The organism is Rhizobium sp. WSM4643 (genome assembly GCF_025152745.1).
GTDB classification, from domain to species: Bacteria; Pseudomonadota; Alphaproteobacteria; order Rhizobiales; family Rhizobiaceae; genus Rhizobium; species Rhizobium leguminosarum_I.
Map to the genome: position 1 here is coordinate 21,772 of NZ_CP104041.1, position 23,565 is coordinate 45,336.

The 23,565-nt window shown below is 60.2% G+C and carries 22 protein-coding genes; 13 read left to right on the top strand and 9 right to left on the bottom strand.

The features are described from left to right. Position 1: 1 nt before the first annotated feature. The 8 genes from N1937_RS23990 to N1937_RS24025 all read left to right on the top strand — a co-directional run bounded on the left by N1937_RS23990 (position 2) and on the right by N1937_RS24025 (position 7,665). The gene (locus N1937_RS23990; RefSeq protein WP_162115652.1) at positions 2-1,078 is read left to right on the top strand and encodes a Gfo/Idh/MocA family protein; all 1,077 of its coding nucleotides are present in this window, start codon (positions 2-4) and stop codon (positions 1,076-1,078) included. Then, on the top strand, positions 1,078-1,923 hold the full coding sequence (locus N1937_RS23995; RefSeq protein ID WP_170259698.1) for a sugar phosphate isomerase/epimerase family protein: 846 nt from the start codon (positions 1,078-1,080) through the stop codon (positions 1,921-1,923). The genes N1937_RS23990 and N1937_RS23995 overlap by 1 nt, the downstream gene beginning before the upstream one ends. Continuing rightward, the gene (locus N1937_RS24000; RefSeq protein ID WP_162115654.1) at positions 1,920-2,729 is read left to right on the top strand and encodes an alpha/beta fold hydrolase; all 810 of its coding nucleotides are present in this window, start codon (positions 1,920-1,922) and stop codon (positions 2,727-2,729) included. The genes N1937_RS23995 and N1937_RS24000 overlap by 4 nt, the downstream gene beginning before the upstream one ends. Positions 2,730-2,734: 5 nt before the next feature. Then, a complete protein-coding gene (locus tag N1937_RS24005; protein ID WP_260059464.1) occupies positions 2,735-3,436 on the top strand; it encodes a ribulose-phosphate 3-epimerase in 702 nt (233 codons plus the stop codon). A 14-nt stretch (positions 3,437-3,450) separates the two neighbouring features. Next, positions 3,451-4,416: an ROK family protein gene (locus N1937_RS24010; RefSeq protein ID WP_260059697.1), complete on the top strand. Its 966-nt coding sequence runs from the start codon at positions 3,451-3,453 to the stop codon at positions 4,414-4,416. Positions 4,417-4,824: 408 nt separating this feature from the next. Next, positions 4,825-5,619, top strand: coding sequence for a helix-turn-helix domain-containing protein (locus N1937_RS24015; protein WP_260059465.1), 795 nt, complete (start codon positions 4,825-4,827; stop codon positions 5,617-5,619). Next, positions 5,594-7,129, top strand: coding sequence for a GNAT family N-acetyltransferase (locus N1937_RS24020; RefSeq protein ID WP_260059466.1), 1,536 nt, complete (start codon positions 5,594-5,596; stop codon positions 7,127-7,129). Before N1937_RS24015 ends, N1937_RS24020 begins: the two co-directional genes overlap by 26 nt. After that, positions 7,126-7,665, top strand: coding sequence for an ATP-binding protein (locus tag N1937_RS24025; protein ID WP_260059467.1), 540 nt, complete (start codon positions 7,126-7,128; stop codon positions 7,663-7,665). The genes N1937_RS24020 and N1937_RS24025 overlap by 4 nt, the downstream gene beginning before the upstream one ends. A gap of 27 nt (positions 7,666-7,692) precedes the next feature. Here the strand turns inward: N1937_RS24025 and N1937_RS24030 are convergent, their stop codons facing one another. The 9 genes from N1937_RS24030 to N1937_RS24070 form a co-directional block, all read right to left on the bottom strand. Further along, positions 7,693-8,493, bottom strand: coding sequence for an HNH endonuclease (locus N1937_RS24030; protein WP_260059468.1), 801 nt, complete (start codon positions 8,491-8,493; stop codon positions 7,693-7,695). 124 nt (positions 8,494-8,617) lie between these two features. Next, positions 8,618-10,300, bottom strand: a complete 1,683-nt coding sequence (locus N1937_RS24035; RefSeq protein ID WP_260059469.1) for a DUF262 domain-containing protein — start codon at positions 10,298-10,300, stop codon at positions 8,618-8,620. Between the two features lie 523 nt (positions 10,301-10,823). Next, positions 10,824-12,434 (bottom strand): DHA2 family efflux MFS transporter permease subunit, encoded by a 1,611-nt coding sequence (locus N1937_RS24040; RefSeq protein ID WP_260059470.1) that lies wholly within the window; start codon positions 12,432-12,434, stop codon positions 10,824-10,826. A gap of 1 nt (position 12,435) precedes the next feature. Beyond that, positions 12,436-13,542: an HlyD family secretion protein gene (locus N1937_RS24045; protein ID WP_260059471.1), complete on the bottom strand. Its 1,107-nt coding sequence runs from the start codon at positions 13,540-13,542 to the stop codon at positions 12,436-12,438. A gap of 148 nt (positions 13,543-13,690) precedes the next feature. Then, positions 13,691-14,083, bottom strand: a complete 393-nt coding sequence (locus N1937_RS24050) for a DUF4112 domain-containing protein (protein ID WP_170275913.1) — start codon at positions 14,081-14,083, stop codon at positions 13,691-13,693. 166 nt (positions 14,084-14,249) lie between these two features. Then, complete coding sequence (locus N1937_RS24055; RefSeq protein ID WP_260059472.1) at positions 14,250-15,323, bottom strand: alcohol dehydrogenase family protein; 1,074 nt, start codon at positions 15,321-15,323, stop codon at positions 14,250-14,252. A 13-nt stretch (positions 15,324-15,336) separates the two neighbouring features. Further along, positions 15,337-16,716, bottom strand: coding sequence for an aspartate aminotransferase family protein (locus tag N1937_RS24060; protein ID WP_260059474.1), 1,380 nt, complete (start codon positions 16,714-16,716; stop codon positions 15,337-15,339). A gap of 31 nt (positions 16,717-16,747) precedes the next feature. Beyond that, entirely contained in the window at positions 16,748-18,244 is a 1,497-nt protein-coding gene (locus N1937_RS24065) for an NAD-dependent succinate-semialdehyde dehydrogenase (RefSeq protein ID WP_260059475.1), read from the bottom strand. A 117-nt stretch (positions 18,245-18,361) separates the two neighbouring features. Further along, complete coding sequence (locus tag N1937_RS24070) at positions 18,362-18,859, bottom strand: Lrp/AsnC family transcriptional regulator (protein WP_260059476.1); 498 nt, start codon at positions 18,857-18,859, stop codon at positions 18,362-18,364. Positions 18,860-18,960: 101 nt separating this feature from the next. Here N1937_RS24070 and N1937_RS24075 point away from each other — a divergent pair, with 101 nt between their 5' ends. The 5 genes from N1937_RS24075 to ehuD all read left to right on the top strand — a co-directional run bounded on the left by N1937_RS24075 (position 18,961) and on the right by ehuD (position 23,563). After that, on the top strand, positions 18,961-20,346 hold the full coding sequence (locus tag N1937_RS24075; protein WP_260059477.1) for a MocR-like ectoine utilization transcription factor EhuR: 1,386 nt from the start codon (positions 18,961-18,963) through the stop codon (positions 20,344-20,346). 122 nt (positions 20,347-20,468) lie between these two features. Next, positions 20,469-21,254 (top strand): ectoine/hydroxyectoine ABC transporter ATP-binding protein EhuA, encoded by a 786-nt coding sequence (gene ehuA, locus N1937_RS24080; RefSeq protein ID WP_170275908.1) that lies wholly within the window; start codon positions 20,469-20,471, stop codon positions 21,252-21,254. A gap of 55 nt (positions 21,255-21,309) precedes the next feature. Beyond that, a complete protein-coding gene (gene ehuB / locus N1937_RS24085) occupies positions 21,310-22,158 on the top strand; it encodes an ectoine/hydroxyectoine ABC transporter substrate-binding protein EhuB (RefSeq protein WP_260059479.1) in 849 nt (282 codons plus the stop codon). Positions 22,159-22,239: 81 nt separating this feature from the next. Then, on the top strand, positions 22,240-22,899 hold the full coding sequence (gene ehuC / locus N1937_RS24090) for an ectoine/hydroxyectoine ABC transporter permease subunit EhuC (RefSeq protein WP_260059481.1): 660 nt from the start codon (positions 22,240-22,242) through the stop codon (positions 22,897-22,899). A 4-nt stretch (positions 22,900-22,903) separates the two neighbouring features. Then, positions 22,904-23,563: an ectoine/hydroxyectoine ABC transporter permease subunit EhuD gene (gene ehuD, locus N1937_RS24095; protein ID WP_170258399.1), complete on the top strand. Its 660-nt coding sequence runs from the start codon at positions 22,904-22,906 to the stop codon at positions 23,561-23,563. Positions 23,564-23,565: the final 2 nt, after the last annotated feature.

The following is a 23,565-nucleotide window of genomic DNA, read 5'->3' on the forward strand; positions in this document are numbered from 1 at the left end:
GATGCCAGCAAAACAGGAAAGACGTCTCCGCATCGGCGTATTGGGAGCGGGCCAGATTGCCCAGGCCGCGCATTTCGAGAGCTGCACCAAGGCAGCCAATGCCGACCTCTATGCGATTTGCGACGTTGCCGAGGATCTCCGCGAACGGATGGCCATCACCCACCAGGCGGAAAAAACCTATGGCGACTTCGACAGGATGCTGGCCGATCCCGACCTCGATGCGGTGATCATCGCGACCGCCGATGCCTTTCACGTCCCGGCTTCCATTCGCGCCCTTCAGGCAGGCAAGCATGTCCTCTGCGAAAAACCCGTCGGTGTCACCATCGAGGAATGCCTTGAACTGAAGGCTGCAGTCGACACGTCGGGAAAGGTGTTTCAGGTCGGGCATATGAAGCGTTTCGACGCGGGGCTCCAGGCCGCCAAGTCCTTCATCCGCGATGAAATGGGCGAGATGGTTGCTCTGAAAGCATGGTATTGCGACAGCACGCATCGCTATCCGATGACCGATGCGGTCCAGCCGCTGATCGTCACCAGCGCCAATGCGAAGAAACCCTCTACCAATCCGAAGGCCGACCTGCGGCGCTACTACATGCTTGCCCACGGTTGCCATCTGATCGACACGGCACGGTATTTCGCCGGCGACATCGTCTCCGTCAACGCTCGTCTGTCCGAGCGCGCCGGCATCTGGTGCTGGTTCGTGGACGTGGAATTTGCCTCCGGCACGCTCGGCCATCTCGATCTTACCGTCCAGGTGCGCATGGACTGGCACGAAGGCTTTCAGATCTACGGCGAGAACGGCAGCATTTTGGGCAAGACCTATAACCCGTGGTACTACAAGACCAGCGAGGTGGACATTTTCCGGGAAGCGGACGGTGCCACCCATCGCGTGCTCGGTGCCGACGGCCATTTCTATCGCCGTCAGGTCGAGGGCTTCGCCCGCACCATTCTGGACGGCACCGCGACGGAAGGCGCCGACATCGATGATGGCCTGGCATCCGTTCGGGCCATGGTCGCCGTCGCGCGTTCCGCCGAAAGCGGCAAGGCGGTTGCGCTGTCCGACGTCACAGGTGGCGTGTGATGAAGCTCGGTATCTTCGCAAAGACCTTCGAGGGAACGGAACCCTTGACCGTTCTCAACTCGGTCGCCGGAGCCGGGTTCACCTGCGCACAATACAATATGGCCTGCTCGGGCCTTTTGTCGATGCCGGAGATCATTACGGAGGCCCAGGCCCGCGCCGTCGGCGAAGCGGCGCGTAGCAGCGGCGTCGAAATCGTTGCCGTTTCGGGCACCTTCAACATGATCCATCCGGATCCCGCCATGCGCGAGGCCGGCCTTCGCAGATTGGCGACACTGGCGGAGGGCTGCGCCGGCATGTCGACGGCGCTGATCACGCTTTGCACCGGCACACGCGACCCCATCGATCAGTGGAAGGCGCATGCCGACAACGACACGCCGGAGGCCTGGCGGGATCTCCTCGAGGCTATGGGCGCAGCCATCGAGATCGCCGAGCGCTACGATGTCAATCTCGGCATCGAGCCCGAGCTTGCCAATGTCGTCAACTCGGCCGAGAAAGCCCATCGGCTGATTGCCGCACTGAAGAGCCCCCGCATCAAGATCGTGCTCGATCCTGCCAATCTCTTCGAGGTCGCGACGCTGGATAAGCAGCGGAGCATTGTCTCTTCCTCCATCGACCTTCTGGCCGATCGGATCGTCATGGCGCATGCGAAAGATCGCAATCCGGACGGAAGTTTTGCGACCGCCGGCAAGGGTGTGCTCGACTACGCGCATTATCTCGGCCGTCTCAAGGCGATCGGCTTTAACGGCAGTCTCGTCACGCATGGCCTTTCGGCCTCGGAGGCGACCGGTGCGGCAACCTTCCTGAAGAGCAGTCTCGACGGCGAACCTGCGGGGGCAGGAAGATGAAATGGGCGCAACCGTTCGAAACCAGCGACGGGACCATTCTCAATGTCGATATGTCGGGCGAGGGCGCGTCCGTCATATTCCAGCACGGCCTATGCGGCGACGCTGCGCAGACCGACGAAGTCTTTCCGCTCGATGCGGGTTTTCGCCGGGTTACGATCGAAGCGCGCGGCCACGGCCATTCCCAAGCCGGCAATCTGGAGCTTTTGTCGATTGCGACCTCCTGCGATGATATCGCCACCTATATCGAGAAAAATCTTACGCTACCGATCGTGATCGGCGGCATCTCGATGGGCGCGGCGATCGCTTTGCGTCTCGCGGTCAGGCGGCCCGACCTTGTCAAGGCGCTGATCATTGCAAGGCCGGCCTGGCTGACGGCATCCGCGCCGGAGAATATGGCACCCAACGACGAAGTCGGGCGGCTCCTGAAAACTCTGCCGCCGGATGTGGCAAAGACCGCATTCCTCGCCGGGCCGGTTGGCGTGCGGCTCGCCGCCGAGGCGCCGGACAATCTGGCCTCGCTTGCCGGCTTTTTCTCCCGCACGCCTTTGGATGTGACCGCCGAACTGCTCACCAGGATTTCCAATGACGGTCCTGATGTGACCGACGAGGAGGTCGGCAACCTCACCGTGCCGACGCTCATCATCGGCCATGATCGGGACAACATTCATCCTCTGAGCCACGCGCAGGTTCTTGCCGAGCGGATTGCCGGCGCGCGTTTCGTGCAGATCACATCGAAGACCGAGAGCCGCCCGCAATACGTCGCCGACTTCCGGCTTGCCATGGGCAATTTTCTGAAGGAGCTCTGAAAACAATGACGCCCCCCTCCAAGACCTGGATCGCCGATCTTCCGAAGGATCGCTTGATTGCCGAATTCTCGGTCTGGTCGGCCGATCTCGTACGTCTGGCGGCCGATCTGGCGCGTGTCGATTCTCACGTCGACATGCTCCACATCGATGTCGCCGATGGCCATTTCGCGCCGGCCATGTTGTTTTTCCCTGATCTTGTTGCCGGCGTGCGCAAAGCGTCCTCGCGCCCGATCCACGTTCACCTGATGGTCGCCGACAGCATCCTCCTGTCGCAGATCGAGCAGTTCGCCGATGCGGGCAGCGACCTGATCAGTCTTCATGTCGAAAACGAAAGCGTCGCCGCCGAGGCTCTGGATCTTCTCGATCGCCGCGGCGTCGCAACCGGCATGGTGCTGAAGGTCGATACCCCTGTCGAGCGGGTCGAGAAATATGTTTCCCGGCTGCGCTTTGTGACGCTGCTCGGTACGGCGATAGGCGTGAAGGGCCAGGGTCTCGACGAAAAAGCCGGAGCGCGGCTTCAGCAGGCAAAGCAAATCATTGCCGGCTGCGGCGCGGCGCATCGGATCGTGCTGGCGGCCGACGGCGGCATTCGCGAGCACACCGTGCCGCTTCTGCGCCAGTCGGGCGCGGAAACCGTCGTTCTCGGTTCCCTGGCTTTCAATGCGCCATCGCTCGACGAGCGGATGGCATGGCTGCGCGCACTCTAACTCATGGTCTTCACATGCAGCAGGTTGCCATTGGAATCGACCTCGGCGGGACGCAGGTGCGCGCTGCCCTCGTCGACGAGCAGGGCAGGATCCTGGCGCGCGCAGCCGAACCAACGGATGCGCTGGCAGGCCCCGACCGCGTGCTCGCCCAAATCTGCGGCCTGACCGATGGACTGCTTGCAGCATTGAACCCTGCTTCGGTGGTGGGCGTCGGCGTATCTGCTCCGGGCCCGCTCGATACGGTCGCGGGGGTCGCCTCTAATATCCCGACCCTCTCCGGCTTTGTCGATTTTCCACTGAAGGCGGAATTGCAGAAGCGGTTTCCGTTTCCGGTAGACCTCGAGAACGACGCGATTGCCGCTGCCATCGGCGAGTGGCAGTTCGGAGCCGGCAAGGGGCTCGATAATCTGGTCTATGTCACCGTGAGCACCGGTATCGGCGGTGGCGTTGTGTCGGATGGCCGCGTCGTGCGCGGTCGCAAAGGCATGGCAGCCCATGTCGGCCACATGTCGGTCGTGCCGAATGGAGAGCTTTGCCCCTGCGGCAACAGAGGCTGTTTCGAGGCCTACGGATCCGGAACGGCTTTTGCGCGCCGCGCCCAAATGAGGTCGATAGAAACCTGCGGGACGACGATCGGCAGCGATGGCGGTGCCATCGACAGCCGCAGCGTTTTCGCAGCCGCAAGAGGTGGCGATCGGCTCGCAAATCAACTGATTGACGAAGAAGCGGAAATTCTCGGTCGTGGCTTCACCAGCCTGATCCATATCTTCAGCCCCGATATCGTCGTGATGGGAGGCGGGCTTTCCCACGAGTTCGATCGGCTGCAACCCGGCATTCGAGGCTACATCACGCAATGGGCAATGCCGGCATTCAAGGATGTCAAAGTGGTACTGGCGGCATTGGACCAGAACTCGGGCCTCGTCGGCGCAGCGGCTCTCGCGTTTCTGACTGGCAAGGTCCCTGCGGTCGATCATCAATAAAGTCAGGCCGCCGATCCGCTCCGGTGAGCAAGGACCGAAGGGGGCGGCTTGCGATCGGGAGCGTAACTGCACAGAGGCTTGTAAAGATTAGACATACCGCACCCGTCAAATCGGAGCGGTTTCTCATTACGCACTGTAATCGCGCTGGCCAAAAACGGGGCGATTGATGACCGGCAGCGTTGCATCGAAACCGTTAAAAAGCAGCCATGCCTAGCTTTCCTCGCGGAAGCTGCCAATAGCATCCGGACATCAAAATAAACTGATGGCTGTTCTTCAAACTGGCCACTCGACTGACGCCATCGTAGGCAATCCGTTCGCCACTTCCGCAGTTGCATGGGATATCCGAGCGGTGCTATTCCCTTAAGGGAATATTCGGGAATATGATTCGAAAAGTAGTGGTGTCGAACAATGTCGGTTGAACTCGAATTTGTTGACGCCGTCCGGGTTGCCGATGGCGACGCGGGACGCGTTGTGGGTCGATCTCTCAGGGCGTTGAGGCAGGCAGCGGGCTTTACTCAACTCGAGATGGCCAAGCGTTTGGGCGTCGGGCAAGCAGCGATCTCCAAGATCGAACAACGAGGCGATGTCCAGATCTCCTCGTTGCAGCGCTACGTCGAGGCTCTCGGTGCCAGCTTGCGCATCGATGCAGCATTTCCAGTTCATTCGGAGTTCGGAGTGCGGATCCAAGCCGAGCTTGGCGGAGCCGATGCCGACGACGATCAGTATATCCTTCCGATTTTTGGCGATCGCGACGATGCCCGCCCTGCAAAACGGGACATCGTTATCAGCATAAAGCCGAACTATTCGGGCAAGATTTTTGATGGCGTTAAGACCATCGAGCTGAGAAGACGTTTCCCTTTGTCCGTATCTCCCGGCGCCACAGCCTATATTTATTCTACTTCGCCAGAAATGGCTTTGGTGGGCGCTATTAAAATTGAGAACGTTGAACGTCTCGAACTCTCTGTCCTCTGGAAAAAGCACGGCCGATCTGCATCGATCAAGAAAGCCGATTTTGACGAGTACTTTAGTGGCCTGGAAGAAGGCTTTGCACTAAAACTGTCGACACCGCGCCGATTTACGAGGCCGCTGACCTTGCCTGAACTGAAGGAGCGATTTGGATTTAAGGCTCCGCAGTCTTTCCTCTACGCGAAGCCCGACCTTCAAAAGGCACTGCGGAATGAGCACACAAACATATCTGATTGATACAAATGTAATTATTCATCTTGAAGACAATAAAACCGTAGAGCCGGCCTTTTCCGCACTTACAAGCCTCGCCGCCAAGCACAAGGTCGATATTTTCGTGCATGAGGCGGCGCGCGACGATGTTGGTCGCGACAAGAATACAGCCCGTCGAGCGATATCTCTGAGTAAGCTCGGTAAATTTCAATCGCTATCAAAAGTCCGCGGCTTGAGCGTGACAGAGCTTTCGAACGCATTCGGGCCTCTTCCGAAGCACAACGACATAGTCGATGCGACCCTGCTGCATGCTCTTCACATCGGCGCCGTGGACTTTCTTGTCAGCCAGGACAGAGGTCTCCACGAGCGGGCCAGGCGCCATTCTCCAGAACTCGGTCGCCGGGTGCTCTATGTAGCAGACGCTGTTCAGCTCCTTCGAACGACCTATGAGCCGATCGAAGCGCCGGTACGTTTCATCGATGAGGTCGTTGCTCACGCGATACCCCTGACGGACACTATCTTTGACAGTCTCCGGGAGGACTATCCTGGTTTTGATAAATGGTGGTCGGAAAAATGCGTAAAGCAGCGGCGCCTTTGCTGGATCATCGAAGACGACGGAATTGCCGGCCTTCTCGTCAGAAAGGATGAGACCGGCTCGGACACCGACGCAACTGAAAAAGCCAACAGGATACTGAAGATCTGCACGTTCAAAGTTCGGCCGGAGAGGCGTGGCCTTAAACTCGGTGAGTTGCTTTTGAAGAAGGTCTTCTGGTTCGCTCAAAAGAACAAATATGACCTCGTCTATGTCACCACGTACGAGGGCCAGACCTCGCTCATCGATCTTCTTGAGTATTTCGGGTTCACCCATACTGCGACAAAGGAGGACGATGAGAGGATCTATGAAAAACGTATGGGCACGCGCGCACCCACGCCGGGAGATAGCGAAAATCACTTTGATGTCCATCGGGTGAATTATCCGCGCTTCGCCATCATGCCGAACACCGCAGCATTTGGCATCCCGATCAAAGAGGGGTACCACGATATCCTCTATCCAGATCTCAGGCAGCAGAACCAGTTGGATCTCTTCGGAGCACTCGGCTTAGGAGGAGGCCCGCGGCGACCAGGAAACACAATCCGAAAGGTGTATCTGTGCCGGGCACCATCTAATTTAGGCCCGGCAGGTTCAATCCTGTTCTTCTACAAGGGCAAATCGGTGTCATCACCGTCGCAGGCACTGTCGGCAATTGGAATACTCGAGGACGTTCGTCTTGCGCGATCCACGAGAGAGCTGCTCCAGATGACAGGCGGACGGTCAGTATATAGTGAAAAAGACCTTGAGGGTTGGCAGGCATCTGCCGAATCGCCCGTCAAAGTCATCAACTACCTGCTCGCCGCGTATATTGATCCGGCTATCGGGCTGAAGCAGCTTAAAGAAAGTAAGGTTATTGCGGAGCACCCGCCTCAATCGATCTTTCGCATACCGCGCCCCCGTCTGGATAACCTGCTTTCGCAGATCGACCTCGGATTTCAAGCATGAGCAGGCGGAAGGTTGTTGCCTTGGCAGGTTTGTCAGGCATCGACACTTCTCGAAGATGCGCGCCGAAGACTGGTTTTGAGCACTTGCGGGCCAGTGATCTCATCAAGTCGGAGAGGCAGGAGCGCCAAGGCAAGCCTGTAGCCCACGATCTTCTGCGCGAGGGAAATATCGACGACAACCAGGCCCTTCTGCTATCCGGTTTCATGAGACACGCGCCGAAAGAAGGATTGATCGTTCTCGACGGTCATACCATCATAGATACGCCTGATGGCTTGGCGGAAATTTCACCTTCGATTTTTTCGGCTATCGGTGTTACCCGCTTCGTTGTCTTGGTCGATGACGTTGAAAAGATCGCGTTGCGACGTTTGTCGGATACGCGGAGAACGAGACCCTTCCGATCGTCAGAGGAGCTAGTAGCTGAACATCAGGAACGGTCCGTGCTTGCGGCCTATCGTGCGGCGCTGGCTCTCCGTGTACCTTTGCTCATTGTTAGCTTGAACGAACATTCCGATATCGCAATGTTTCTCGATCAGTAGTTCGGCCCACCACCGGTGGCAGCGTTGCTATTTTGGCATCGCTGCAAGGCCGCCATGCCTATCGGTGTACAGTGGACTAAGACCGCCGGTCTGTTGAAGCCAACGCCGATAGCCGGAAATTTCTGGCCCTCCCAGGTTGATCGTAAACTCCACCCCGAATATCGCCAGGACAAAAAACCATTCGCTTTGATCAGTTACGAGAAAATCGAACTCGTGAACGATCTGTTCTGCATTGCCCTCAGGCCCGAAAGTCTTTCCGTTTTGATGATAAATGGGCCTGATGTGAACGGGCCAAGGGCTGACATAACCCCTCCTGGCATGATCGCGCAGGACATCAAGCTGTGCCTCGTCACAAAGATAGGCGATCCCTTCGGGAAACTCGACAAGACGCAGGGCCATTGCTTCCAGCGCGACCTTCGCTAGGAATCGCGAGACGACTGGCGTATTGGGTAGCCCTCCGGTCTGTGGAAAGAGCATTATTCCTTCGCTGGCCTGGAGGATCCTCGAGAGGTCCGGTTCAGAGACCTGCACAGACGTAAAATCGTGCTTCGGATATCGTGTAAGCACTGCAGGTATATCGGGCGTTATCAGCGCGTCTATCGGCGGGATTTTGCCACGTTTGCTTTCAAGGTTCTGTTGGAAACGCAACTGCTGGACGGCTGGCAGATCCAGGAACGGCTTTTCGACCTTTCTGGAGAAGTAATTGTTGCATCCATCGCACACGATCCCCTTGGGAAGAACATGCCGTTTGTTTCCTAACGATTCAGGAACAATGTGCTCAACACTCCTTGAGGAGGAAGAAGGGTTCTTGCAGAAAATACAACGCATCTATTCCTCGGAGAAGCAGACGGACGATTTTTAGGAATTTCAGAGGCCTGCAAGTACTGTCAAGATAGGGAAGCGAGTTACATGGCTCGGCTTCCCGCCACGTCGAGATGAAGCAGCAGTAAATTTAGATATCGAGCTCCCAATTCGACATCATCGCGTTCACCAACTCCTTCTGCCTGGCCTTGAGGTACTTGGGCGTCCAATCCTCCTTGCCGAGAACCTGCGTGGTGAGCGCATACGAACTGACGTTCCTGGTGCCCTTGAAGTAGATGTTACGCTTGTCGGCGAAGTCGAAGTTCTGAGCGGCGGAGTTTCGCTTCTTATTGAGTGGTACCAGATTGGCAATGCGGTGCACCCACTCGTTGCGCTGCTCCTCGTCGGGCCACCATTCCTCCCACTTGCTACCTTCGGCGACATTCTGCGGCAGCACGTGCTCTATTGTCAGGATGCTTGGGTCGTAGGTGGCGGCGCCATCGGAGATGAAAGAATCCAGCCTTAGGATCAGGTAATTCCGACGCCGTGGGGTCAGCTGGTAAATGTCCCCGTTCAGCGCCTCGCGGAAGTCTTTGGTGGATGGACGATCAAACTGCAACGATTCCATATCGTCCGGCGCCATAGATGACTCAATTTCGGTGATGACCGCGGCGTAGGCTTCGATGCGTTCGTTCACGTTATACCGGCTGGCGTGCATGAAGGCTGCGAGCCGCTCCAGCAGCTTCAGGAATCTGGCTAGTACGCGCGGCTTGTTCCTTGACCTGGTCATGAACAGCATCGCCGCTGGTACCCAGTCGGAATTGTCGATCCGGTTCAACCACCGCAGGTAGTAGTTGATCTCCTCTGCATGGGTGGAGGCGGCGAAGGTAGCCGACCGGATGTCGAGCAGGGACTCAGCGAAAGGTTCAAGGACGGCATCGATGAACCGTTGCGGGTTGGAATTGTGAGGGAGTACGACGCTCCTGAAATCCTCAAGAAGCGTACGCTTGGACTTCTCCTTGGCGTAGATCATCCGGATGTAGCTGAAGAGGTCGTTGAAGCCTGAGCGCGTCAGTTCCACCTCCATGTCTTCCCACTTGTCGTTGTACGTTTGACGGGCAGCCTCTCCGGCAATCTGGCCGATCATGTCGGCCTTGATGATGTCAGTGTGCTGCAGATCCAAGCCTCGGCTGTTCATCACAGAGAAGACTCGGAAGGCCGATTCCTGCGAAGGGGTCGATACGGCCACTAGGTAGCAGCGCGTCAGAAGGAAGTTGATGAAGCATTCGACCGCTTCCGGACCCGGCAAGCGCTTCTCGATCTGGGTCAACAGATAGCGCGCGTTGGTCTGGATGTTGCGACGGGACTCGTTCTCGATGTTGCCTGAATCGAGTTCGAGCAGGTCTTCCAAGCGCAGGTTCTGGATGTACTTGGCGAAGAATTCTCGATCGCGTTCGCGCAACGCGAGCCGGGGCTTTGCCTTGATCCCTTCCATCTTCTTCCCGGGTTCCAGGATGTAGGGCCTGGTGTCGTCCTTGTTTGCGCCACCATGCGCCGCGGCCGCCGCGGCCAGCAGGATCGTCAAGGTCGTGAGGCGCTGCTGACCATCGATAACCTCGGCGCGGGGTGCGTCCTCCGTCTTGATCAGGACAATGCTTCCAAGAAAGTATCCTTCCTCGGACTCGTCATCCGCAAAGGCCAGCAAGTCGTCCAGCAGTTCAGAGGTCTGCGTCTCGCCCCAAGCATAAGGTCGCTGATAAGACGGTATGACAAATTCAAAATCCGAACTGAAGATCTTCGACAGTGGGAATTCGGCGCCCGAAATTCTCTTCATGCTGACCCGCTATTTGATGTTTTACAAAGCTAAATCTGCGCAAATAATGCAAAAAATAAAGACCTCATTCCGCTGATTCACAGAAATGCGGAGATGCGAGCCGGATAATTCATCTAATCGAAAATGCTGTTAAAATCTGCTGCCGAATCGATCGTGATGAGCTTAGGGTTCGTGACTGCTAAGACCTCAGTTGAGGACAATTTTGGACACGCCTATCGCGTTTTCTGACGCCAAGAATTGCGGACCGCTGGCCTTCGGGACATGGCCGTATCAGCCTTGATCTTGGGACATGGGGTGCTCGTGAGAAACGGCAGCTTTTAGGTGACCAGACACGCGGCTGAATGGCCGACAGGGAGGCGCGAAGCCAGCCTCTATATATCGCTACATGAGCGGCCGCTCCAGAACTGAAAGAGGAAATTATTGTCGCTTGGATGCAAGCCCGCCAGGTCGCGAACTCGAGCCCCGATGCTGATGGCGCTGGGTGCCCATGTCGGTTGATGGAGCAGATGCTCCGATCGGGCTGTCAGCCATGACCCGAGCCACCGCCGCCTTGTTTCAGGTCGATATTTCGCAGGATCAGGGCGAGGGGGATGAGGCAGAGCGAGATCAGCATGAGCGTGTGGAAGACGTCGATATAGGCAAGATAGCTCGCCTGCGTTTGAACCTGCTCTCCGATCCAGTCGGTTGCCTGCCTTTGGGCGTCCGTCATCGTCGAACCCCTGTCGATGAAATGCTGCGTGGCGGTTTGCAGCGTCTGTTGGTAGGCGGGATCGGACGGCACCACGCTTTCGACGAGCCGGCTTTGATGCCATTGCTCGCGATGGGCAAGAACGTTTGAGGCGATCGACACGCCGATCGAGCCGCCAGTGTTGCGGGCGGCATTGATCAGCGCCGATGCCTGGTCGGTCTGGTCGGGGCGCAGGCCGTCATAGGATGCCGAGGTGATCGGAATGAAGATCAGCGGCAGACCGAGGCCGAGAAAGATGCGCGACCAGACGAAGAAGCCGAAGTTGAGATCGGCATGGATCCTCGTCATGTCCCACATGGCCGCCGCGATGATCGCCGTACCGATGGCGATCAGATATTTCGGCTGGATGCGGGCGGAGAGCCGGCCCGACACGAACATCATGACCATCGCCATGAGGCCGCCGGGCGATAGCGCGAGGCCGGCCCAGGTGGCCGTGTAGCCGAAGTTCTGCTGCAGAACCTCAGGGACGAATTGTGTCGTTGCGATCAGGATCGCGCCCGTTGCCAGCATGACGATGAAGCACGATCCGAACTGCCGGCTTGCCAGCAGGTGGATGTCGATGATCGGATTCGATTTCGTCATCAGCCAGGGAATGGCGGCCGCAAGGGCGAGGATGCAGATTGCAATCGTGACGACGATGAAATTCGAATCGAGCCAATCCTCGATCTGTCCCCGGTCGAGCACCACTTCCAGGGCGCCGAGAAAGGTGGCGACGAGCAGGAACCCGACGATGTCGATGCGAATACCGGTGCGGCGCATTTCCGCCCGCTCCCGCTTCAGCGAGTCCGGCTCCTTCACCAGCATATAGACGAGCGCGAAGGCGAAGAGCCCGACAGGGCCATTGATCAGGAAGCACCAGTGCCATGAGAAATTGTCGGAGAGATAACCGCCGAGCGTCGGGCCGATCACCGGCGCAACCACGACGGCAACGCCGAACAGCGCAAATCCCTGCCCGCGCTTTTCGGGTGGGAATGAATCGGCGAGGATCGATTGCGAGATCGGCACCATGCCGCCGCCGGCAAACCCCTGGATCATCCGGAAGATCAGCAGCGATTCCAGGTTCCAGGCCATGCCGCAAAGGATCGAGGCAATGGTGAAGGTCGCAAGACAAAGCAGATAGAAGCGCCGCCGGCCGTAGCGTTTCGCGATGAAGCTGCTGGCGACGAGGATGATGGCATTCGAGACGAGATAGGTGGTGACGACCCATGAGGCTTCGTCGGCGCTGACGGCGAGGCCACCAGATATATAGCGAAGAGCAACGTTGGCGATCGTCGTGTCGAGCACCTCCATGAAGGTGGCGAGCGAGACGACGAGAGCGATCAGCCACGGGTTTGCCGCTTGTGTCGGCGATGACTGGCTGCCAGCGGTGGTCGCAGCGCCGCTCACGTCAATCCCTCGGGCGGACCGTTACCGTCGGAACCACCGACATTCCAGGTCCGATCGCCACGTCCTGAGGCCAGTCGTCGACGGCGATCTTGACGGGAACGCGCTGGATGACCTTGACGTAGTTGCCGGTCGCGTTCTCGGCGGGAAGCAGCGAAAAGGCGGTGCCCGATCCCGGCTGGACCGAATCGACGTGGCCCTTCAGCGGTCTGTTCGGATAGGCGTCGATCGTCAGCTCGACCGGCTGGCCGGGGCGCATATCCGTCAGTTGCGTCTCCTTGAAATTGGCAGTCACCCAGATCTCGTCGGGAACGAACATCGACACGGCCTGGCCGGCTTGGATATATTGCCCTCTGGAACCGGAAAGGCGGACGATGCGACCGGGCTGCGCTGCGGTGATGGTCGTGTCGGCGAGGTTCTGTTCGGCGGCCTCGACCTGGGCTTGGGCCTGACGCAGGCCGGCAATCGCGCTCGCCTTCTGCGCTTCGGCGGCTGTCTTGTTCTTCAGCGCCGAGGTGACACTTGCCTGCGCCTGCGCCAGGCTTGCCTGGCTTTGCCTGAGCGTGGAGGTCGCCTGCTGCGCAGCCTGTTCGGAACCGGCGCCCGATTTGACCAGCTGCTGCTGCCGATCGGCCTCGTCCTGCGCGTACTGAAGTGCGGCTGCTGCCGAATTCTGCTGCGCCTTGGCTTCGTCGATAGCGGCATCGCCCGCTGCGATCTGCGCCTCGGCGCTTGAAATGGCCGCCTCGGCGACCCCAACCTGGCCTTTCGCCGCATCAAGCGCAATCTGATAATCGCGAGGATTGATCCTCAGGATCGGATCGCCCGACGTCACGTGCTGATTATCCGTCACGGATACGTCCGACACATAACCTGAAACCTTTGCGGCAACCGAGAAGCTGCGGGAATCGACGAAGGCATCGTCCGTCGTCTCGTAGGGGTGGAAATAGACCAGCCAGATGAAATAGCCGGCGACAGCCAGCAGCAACAGGGCAGCGATGCCGGAGAGGACGATGAATGGATGACGGCGAAGCAGCGAAGGGCGCTCTTCCTCCTTACCGTCATTCTGCCGTGCATCATCTTCCGCGGATTGATCCTGCAGGCGTTTCATTTCATCGCTTTTGGGAGGAGAGCTCTGATCCAACGGGCCGGTCTCGCACTTGGTGATTGAAACAGGGCGAACGCCAAAACCCCGCATAGGTTCCTGATGTGGAAGAACTGCAAAGGATTGTGATCGCTGAGCGAAACAATCGGCTTCGTCAAATGCGCCGGTTCAGCTCGTCTTCGTTGATCCCAAAGTGGTCGAGGATGATGCCGACGTTTCGGCGATGAGATTTGAAATAGACGTCGAAAAGATCGCCGAGGAGGGGAACCGTTCCGCCGGCGGCGTCGATCCCGAGATTGACAGCCATGCGGGCGAGCTTGTGGGTGGGAATGCCGAGACGTCTTGCCTCATCGATGATGAAAAGACCGATGAGGGATCCGGCAATGTCGCCGACCGCCGGGATGAGGCCGAGAACCGAGTCCGCGCCGATCCGCACGCCGATGACGGGCAATCTGACCGCGGTGTCCATCAGGCGCGCTAGGCCGACGGCGCGCCGAATTCTTGCGAGTTCGGCAGGGGTGAGGTATGTCGTGCTGCCGGTTGGCATCAGCGGCCGCGTGGCGCGAACGACAGTTCGGTCTCCTTCATGGATAGAAGGAAGCCTTGGATCTTCCGCAGCAGCGAACGCTCGATGTCATTGCAATGATTTTCCATGGCCGTGAAACGCCGCAAGGCTCATAAAGTTCGCCTGCGGCGTGATCAGCGATCGGGTCTTATCGTTGGCCGGGAACCACGACCAATTTGCCCACGAAGTTCTTCGCCATGAAGTCGGTCTGCGCGCGGTGGAATTCCGACAGCGGATAGATGCCGCCGACGAGAGGCCGGATTTTCCGGCTTTCGATATAGCCGACGATCCGACGAAAGTCGGCGCGGCTTCCCTGGCTCGAGCCGTGCAGTTCCAACTGCTTCAGGTACAGGGTTCGCAAATCGAGCTGGACGACCGGGCCGGCGATGGCGCCGGCCGTCGTGTAGCGGCCTTCGGGGCGCAGGATCTTCAGCAGATCGTTGAACAGCGGTCCGCCGACGAGATCGGCGACGACATCGATCGGCTGCCCACGGCTGGCGGAATGGACGGCTTCTACGAGATCGCCCTTGCCGCGGGTGACGACCGCCTCGGCGCCGATATCGAATATCGCCGCCTCCTTGCCGGGGCCTGTGACCGCGATCGGGATGGCGCCGCGGGCCCGCGCGAGCTGGATGATCGCCGAGCCGACGCCGCCCGAGGCGCCGGTCACCAGAACGCGTTCGCCGGCGCCAAGCCTTGCCCGCTCCAGCATGCGCTCGCCGGTCAGATAGGCACAGCAGAAGGTGGCGAGTTCGACGTCGGTCAGATCGGTTGCGACGACATGGGCGTTCTCGGCCGGCAGCGCCATGTATTCGGCATAACCGCCGTTGCGGCCATGGCCCATGTAATCGATGTCCGCGAGGCTATCGTCGTCGCGGTTATAGATCGAGAAGTCGACCATGACGCGTTCGCCCACGCGTGCCGGATTAACGCCGGCGCCGACGCCGACGATATGGCCGACCGTATCGGTGCCCTGGATGCGCGGGAATGTCAGCGTGTTGCCTTGCCTGCGCCATGTGGAGACGGCGGACGGATCGTCCTCGGTGCCATAGGCGCCTTGGCGGACCCAGACGTCGGTATTGTTCATGCCGCAGGCCGTGACGCGGATCAGAACCTCGCCGTCCGCGGGTCTCGGGACGGGCACGTCCCTGTCATAGACGAGCTTGTCCAATCCGCCATGGCCGGTGAGCAATACGGCCGCCATCTTTTCCGGGATCGTCATGCCGTTCTTCTCCTCAGATGTTCGTGAAGACGGTTTCGATCGCATCCGCCGCGGCCTTGACCACGATATCGGCCTCTTCGCGGGTCAGGCAGAGCGGCGGGGCGAAGCCGAGGATATCGCCCTGCGGCATGGCGCGGCCGATGACGCCGCGTTCGAGGAGGGCGGAGGCGACCTGCGGGCCTATCTTGCGGCCGGCATCGAAGAATTTTCGGTCGTCCCTGTCCTCGACGAATTCGACGGCCGCCATCAGTCCGTCGCCGCGGACTTCGCCGACGTTGCGGTGGCCGCCGATGGCTTTCTCCAGTTCCGAGCGGAAATAGGCGCCGGTCGCACCCGCATTCTCGACGATGCCGAGTTCGTCGATCAGCTCGAGATTGGCAATGCCTGCGGCAGCACAGATCGGATGAGCGGAATAGGTCCAGCCGTGACCGATCGCGCCCATCTGATCGGAACCCTGAACCAGGACTTGCCACATCTTGTTCGACACGATTGTGCCGGAAAGGGGAGCGTAGGCCGAGGTCAGGCCCTTGGCGATGGTGATCAGGTCCGGCTTCATGCCGTAATGATCCGAGCCGAACATGGTGCCGAGACGGCCGAAGCCGGTGACGACTTCATCGGCGACGAGCAGGATGTCATATTTGTCGAGCACGGCCTGGATCTTCTGCCAGTAGGTTTTCGGCGGCGGCACGATACCGCCGGTGCCGAGGATGGGTTCGCCGATGAAGGCGGCGACCGTTTCCGGGCCTTCGGTAATGATCATCTCCTCGAGCTTGTCGGCGCAATATTGCGAGAACTGCTCCTCGCTCATCGACCGGTCGGGACGGCGGAAATAATAGGGTGCTTCGGTGTGCAGCACCGGTGCGCGCGGCAGGTCGAAAGCGTTGTGAAAAAGCGCCAGGCCGGTGAGGCTGCCGGTCATGACGCCGGAGCCGTGATAACCGCGCCAGCGCGAGATGATCTTCTTCTTTTCCGGGCGGCCGAGGATGTTGTTGTAGTACCAGATGAGCTTGATGTTGGTCTCGTTGGCGTCCGAGCCGGAGAGACCGAAATAGACGCGGCTCATGCCGTCGGGCGCGCGGTCGATGATCATCTTCGAAAGCGTAATCGAGGCTTCCGTGCCGTGGCCGACATAGGCGTGGTAATAGGCGAGGTTCTTCGCCTGTTCGGCGATCGCATCGGCGATCTTCTGGCGGCCGTAGCCGACATTGACGCAATAAAGGCCGGCAAAGGCGTCGAGGCTTTTGCGTCCTGTCGTGTCGGTGATGTAGACGCCTTCGCCGCCGGCAACGACGCGGGTCGGTGTCTCGCCACGAGCATGCCCACCCATATGGGTCGAGGGATGGAAGAAGTGATCGCGGTCCCAGGCGGTGAGTTCGTTGCTTCTATCGAGCATGTCGTAGCCTCTTTCTTGAAAATGGGGCGGCTCAGGCGGCCGTGTCGATGCAGAGATATTTAAGCTCCGTGAAGGCCTCGAGCCCATGGCGGGAACCCTCGCGGCCGAGGCCGGACTGCTTCCAGCCGCCGAAGGGAATGGGAGCGCCGGTGATTTTCACGCGGTTGACCGCCACCATGCCGTATTCCAGTGCGCGGCCGAGCCGCATCTGGCGGGCGCCGTTTTCTGTGACGATATAGGCGACGAGGCCGTATTCGGTATCGTTGGCGCGGGCGATAACCTCTTCTTCCGTATCGAAGGCGGTCATGGCCGCCACTGGCCCAAAAGTCTCCTCGCGCATGATCAGCGCATCCGCCGGCACATCGGTCAGCAGCGTCGGCTCGTAGAAAAGCCGGCCGGCCCTGTGGCGCTTGCCGCCGGTAACGAGCCGCGCGCCATGCGCCAGCGCGTCGGAGACGTGCTCCTCGACCTTGCTGACGGCGCGTTCATGCATCAGCGGCCCGATCTCGGCGCCATCCTCGAGCCCCGGGCCGACCTTCAGTTCGGCAATGCGGTCTGCGAAGGCCTTGGCAAAGGCATCGGCGATCCGGCGCTGGACGAAAATGCGATTGGCGGCGAGGCAATCCTGGCCTGACGTGGCAAACTTGGCGTTGACGGCGATCTCGACCGCCTTTGATATATCGGCGTCTTCGAAGATGATCAGCGGAGCGTGGCCGCCGAGTTCCATCACCAGCCGCTTCAGTGTCGGAGCGCACTGGGCGGCGATCAGCCGTCCGATCCCGGTCGAGCCGGTGAAACTCATGGCGCGCACGCGATTGTCGGCGCACATCCGCCCGACGATCGTAGCGGCATTGCCGGGGGCCACGTTGAAGACGCCGGCGGGAATGCCCGCCCGCTCGCCGAGCTCAGCAAGCGCCAGTGCCGAAAGCGGCGTCTCGGAGGAGGGATGGGCGACGACCGTGCAGCCGGCGGCCAGCGCCGCGGCAGCCTTTCGGGTAAGCATGGCAGAGGGGAAATTCCAGGGCGTGACGATGCCGACGACGCCGAGCGCCTCACGCCGGACGATCATTTCCGCGCCGGGCAGATGGCTGGTGACGCTCTCGGCGTTCAGCCGTTTGCCTTCCTCGGCATACCATTCGACGAAGGAGGCGGCGTAATCGATCTCGCCGCGCGATTCCGCGATCGGCTTGCCCTGTTCGAGCGTCATGATCAGCGCCAGATCCTCTTTGGCAGCCAGCATCAGCTCAAACCATTTGCGCAGGATCGCCGCGCGGCTCTGCGGCGGCATCGCGCGCCAGCCGGCGAAAGCCTCCGACGCGGCATCGATCGCCACCGCCGTCTCATCCGCGCCAAGGCTTGCAACCCAGGCCAGCGTCGCCGAAGAGGCGGGATCGGTGACCTCGAAACTTTTCCCTGATTTGCTGGCGATCCACCGGCCGCCGACATAGGCCAGATCGCGCAGGAGATGACGGTCGGCAAGCCGCGACAGCGCGTCATGATAGGCGGGGCGGGCAAAAGCGGCGGTCATATCAAGTCTCCTCGTGGCTGACGCAAGTTTTCCACGGGAGCGGGCGAGAGATTGTCTGTTGGTGAAGGCGAAAACAGAGAGATGGTCTAAAGGACGGCGGCCTGGCAGAGAGATTGTCTACGACACGGTCTCGTCTTCGCCGGCGGCAGTGAAGGAAGAGATCGGAAGGACAGTGTCCTCCTTCACCGTCTTGGTGACGATGTAGGTGAAGTAGCGGTCGATGCCGAGTTCGCGGTCGAGAAGCCCGTCGACCAGCCGCTGATAGGCGTCGATGTCGGGCGCGATGAGCTTCAAGATGTAATCGACGCCGCCGCCGACCGACCAGCAGGCGACGATCTCCGGGATTGCGGTCACGGCGCGCTCGAAGCGTTCGAAATCCGCCTGGCGATGATTGGCGAGCGTCACTTCCATCATCACGCTGGCGACCGGCGCGATGCGCCGTGGCGCGACGCGCGCGTGGTAACCGGTGATAACACCGGCCTTTTCGAGCTTGCGCAGCCGCATCCAGCACGGCGTCGGCGACAGCCCGGCCTTTTCGGCCAGCGCCAGCTTGGTGATGCGGCCGTCGCGCTGGACGGCGTCGAGAATGCGCAGGTCGATGGCGTCGAGCTTCATGGTGCTTTCTTTAGAAAGAAATCATTTCAAACGCAGCGAAAAGACAATGGGAGCGCATTTTGGCATTGTCAATTGAACTGATTTTCAGCAGTGTTGAAATCATGACAAAGTGGCGCCCCGATCCCTCGCAACTCCGCCGGCCGGCCTATCTTTCGCTTGCCGAGCAGATCGCAAACGCGATCATGGACGGCAAGCTCTCCGATGGCGTGCAATTGCCGCCGCATCGCAAGATGGCGGATGACCTGCATCTTTCCGTGCAGACGGTCAGCCGCGCCTATGACGAATTGATCCGCCGGGGACTGATATCAGGCGAGATCGGACGCGGCAGCTTTGTCCAGACCAGGCCGCGCGAACCGGAACCGCCCTATCTGCCGGAACGGCTGGGCGAGGTGATCGATCTGTCGATCCTGAAGCCGGTCTGCGAGCAGATCCATTTGGAAAGGCTGCGGCAGGCCTTCGGCTGGCTTTCGGAAAACCTGCCCTCCAGCTCGGCGCTTTCGTTCAGGCCGAATATGGTGTTTCCACGCCATCGCGCCGTCGCTACGGAATGGCTGGCGCGCTGCGGGTTGGAGGTATCGCCGCTGAACATCAGCGTGACCAACGGTGCGACGTCGGGCATGACAGTGGCGCTGATGAGCGTTGCCCCGCCTGGCTCGACGGTTGCGACAGAAGCGATCAGCCATCATACGCTCGTTCCGCTCTCCACCTATCTCGGTCTGCATCTGGAAGGGCTGGCGATCGACGAGGAGGGCATGATCCCCGAGGCACTCGACGAAGCCTGCCGAAAGGGACCGATCCGGGCAATCTTCCTGCAGCCCTCGGTGATCAATCCGATGGCGGCGCTGATGAGCGCGGCGCGCAGGCAGGCGCTTGCCGCCGTCGCGGCCAAGCATGATATCGCGATCATCGAAAACGATATTCTCGGCCCGATGGTCGAGGGTCGCGCGCCGCCGATGGCCGCGTTTGCGCCGGAACGGACACTCTACGTCACGAGCTTCACCAAAATTACCGTTCCGGGCCTGCGGATCGGCTATCTCACCGCGCCCGACCGCTATGTCGCGGCCGTCGCCAACCGTCATCTCGTCTCCAACTGGATGGCGACGCCTGCCATGGCGGAGATCGCCACCCGCTGGGTCAGCGACGGCACGGCGATGGAACTGGTCAACTGGCAGCGCCGTGCGCTTTCGAGCCGGCATGCGATTGCGGCGGAGATGCTGGCCGGTCTCAGCTATCGGGCGCATCCGCAGAGTCTGCACGTCTGGCTGCCGCTTTCCGGCAACCATACTGAGGATGGGTTTGTTTCGCAGGCAAGGCTGCGCGGCGTGGCGATCGCGCCTGGCAAAGCGTTTCACACCGCCGATCAGGGCTGGACACCGGCCGTGCGCATTTCGCTTGGTTCGACGACGGAAAGCGAGTTGCGGACCGGGCTCGGCATCGTCGCCTCATTGGCGCAAGGCAATCCGGAAGAGCTGCTGCTTGCGATCTGATGCCGACGCCTTGTATTTGAGCGCGCGCAGAATAATTGTCATGATATTATTTTACGAATTGACATGATTTTGATGGACCGTCATCGTTAGGACATTGCTTGTCTCAACAGGGAGAGACATGAATGCTTCCGCCCATCATCCGCATCGACAATATCGTCAAGAAATACGGCCCGCTGACCGTGCTCGACGGCCTGTCGATGAATGTCATGCCGGGCGAGAAGCTGGCGCTGATCGGACCGTCCGGCTCCGGCAAGACGACGATCCTGCGTATTCTGATGACGCTGGAGACGATCAGCGGCGGCCATATCGAGGTCGACGGCGAACAGCTCTACCATATGCCTGGTAGCAGCGGGCTGGTGCCGGCCGACGAACGGCATCTGCATCGCATGCGCGAAAAGATCGGCATGGTCTTTCAGCATTTCAATCTGTTCCCGCATAAATGCGTGCTCGACAACGTGACCCTGGCGCCGATGCTGACCAAGGGTATCAAGCGGCCGCAAGCCGAAAAACGGGCGATGGAGCTTCTCGACATGGTCGGCCTGGCCGACAAGGCTAAAAGTGTCCCGGCGCAGCTTTCCGGCGGGCAGAAGCAGCGCGTCGCCATTGCCCGGGCGCTGGCGCTATCGCCGAAGATCATGCTGTTCGACGAGGTGACCTCGGCGCTCGATCCGGAACTGGTCGAGGAGGTGCTGAACGTCATGCGGCGGCTGGCTTCCGAGACCGACATGACCATGCTTCTCGTCACCCATGAGATGGGCTTCGCCCATGATTTCGCCGACCGTGTGCTGTTCTTCGATCGCGGCAAGATCGTCGAGGAAGGCAAGCCGGGCGACATCTTTCGCAATCCGACCCAGGAGAGGACGCAGACCTTCCTGCGCAAGATCATTGCGGCGGGGCACCGCGTCTGACCTCAGACATTGCCCGCAAGAAGAAACTTAAGGAAAATCAGAGGAGTTGGGAACGATGAAAACAGGATATCTTTTGAGCGCCGCCAGCCTGTCGGTGCTTCTGATCACAGCGGCCGCGCCTGCTTCCGCCGCCGATGACAAGCTCGAGCAGCTGAAGGAGCAAGGCTTTGCGCGCATCGCCATCGCCAACGAGCCGCCGTTCACCGCTGTCGGCGCCGACGGCAAAGTGTCCGGTGCGGCCCCCGATGTCGCCCGCGCAATCTTCCAAAAGCTGGGCGTCAAGGAAGTGGTCGCCTCGATCTCGGAATATGGCGCGATGATCCCCGGCCTGCAGGCCGGCCGCCACGACGCGATCACCGCAGGCCTCTTCATGAAGCCTGAGCGTTGCGCTGCCGTCGCCTATTCCGAACCGATCCTTTGCGATGCCGAGGCTTTCGCTCTCAAGAAGGGCAACCCGCTGAAGCTGACGAGCTACAAGGACATCGCCGACAATCCGGACGCCAAGATCGGCGCGCCGGGCGGCGGCACCGAGGAGAAGCTGGCGCTCGAGGCCGGCGTGCCGCGTGATCGCGTCATCGTCGTTCCGGATGGCCAGAGCGGCATCAAGATGCTGCAGGACGGCCGCATCGACGTGTACTCGCTGCCGGTCCTGTCGATCCATGATCTGATGGCCAAGGCAAACGATCCGAACCTCGAAACCGTCGCTCCCGTCGTCAATGCGCCGGTCTATTGCGATGGTGCCGCCTTCCGCAAGCAGGACGTCGCGTTGCGCGACGCCTTCGACGTCGAGCTGAAGAAGCTGAAGGAATCAGGCGAATTCGCCAAGATCATCGAGCCCTACGGCTTCTCGGCCAAGGCGGCGATGTCGACGAGCCGCGAAAAGCTCTGCGCCGCGGCGAAGTAACAAAGGGTAAGCAGCCGGCCATGCCCCAGGCATGGCCGGATCGTCTTCGAACGATCTCCAGAGAAGAGAAGTGAGCTGCCGATGTCGGGATGGTCCGGCTATCTGACATTGATCCTTGAGGGCGCCCTGGTGACGCTCCAGCTGACGGTCATGGGCTCGGCGCTGGCGCTTGTCATGGCGTTCCTGGCGGGCCTCGGCCGGCTGTCGCGCTTCTTTGCCGTCCGGGCTCTGGCGACGGCCTATATCGAATTCTTTCGCGGCACCTCGATCTTCGTCCAGCTCTTCTGGGTCTATTTCGTGCTGCCCTTTGCGGGCGTGACCCTGACGCCGCTGCAGGCAGGCGTGCTGGCGCTCGGGCTGAACGTCGGCGCCTATGCGGCGGAAGTGGTGCGCGGCGCCGTCAAGGCTGTCGGGCGCGAACAGTCGGAAGCGTGCATCGCGCTCAACCTTTCGCGATACCAGCGCATGCGCCACGTCATCCTGCCGCAGGCGCTGCCGCTGATGCTACCGACCTTCTGCAACAATGCGATCGAACTCCTGAAGGGCACGGCCGTCGTGTCGCTGATCTCGTTGACGGATATGACCTTCCAGGCGCAGGTGGTGCGGGCGCAGACCGGCAATACGCTGGTGCCCTTCGCGACGATCCTCATCCTCTATTTTCTCATGGCCTCCGCGATCTCCGCGACGATGCGCTGGCTGGAGCGGCGGATGGCGCGCAGCCTCGACGGCATAAGGACCTGATCGGATGGAATGGGATTGGGACTTCGTCTGGCAGATCATGCCGACCCTTCTCGAAGGGTTCAAAATCACTCTTCTCGCGACCATCCTCGGCGCTGCCGTCGCCATGATCGTCGGCCTGGGGCTCGCCATTGCGCGGCGCTCACCGGTCGCCGGCATTTCCAGGACGGTCGCTTTCGTCTCGGAATTCATCCGCGGCACGCCATTGCTGGTGCAGCTCTACTTCATCTTCTATGTGCTGCCGGATATCGGCATCCGGCTGGCGCCGCTCACCGCCGGCGTCATCGGCATGGGCATTCACTATGCAACCTATACCGCGGAGGTCTATCGCGCCGGTATCGAGAACGTGCCGCGCGGACAATGGGAGGCAGCCAAGGCCACCAATCTGTCGACGCGCCAGGCCTGGATCCACGTGATCCTGCCGCAGGCGATCCCGCCGATGATCCCGGCGCTCGCCAATTATTTCATCGCCATGTTCAAGGAGACGCCGCTGCTTTCGGCGATCACCGTGCTCGAACTGATGAACCAGGCAAAGAGCATCGCCAACAGCAACTACCGCTACATCGAGCCGATGACGCTGGTCGGCGTCTTCTTCCTCGTCATCAGCCTGATTTCGGTCGTGGGATTACGCTGGCTCGAGGAACGCTACGCCAGGATGGATGACTGATC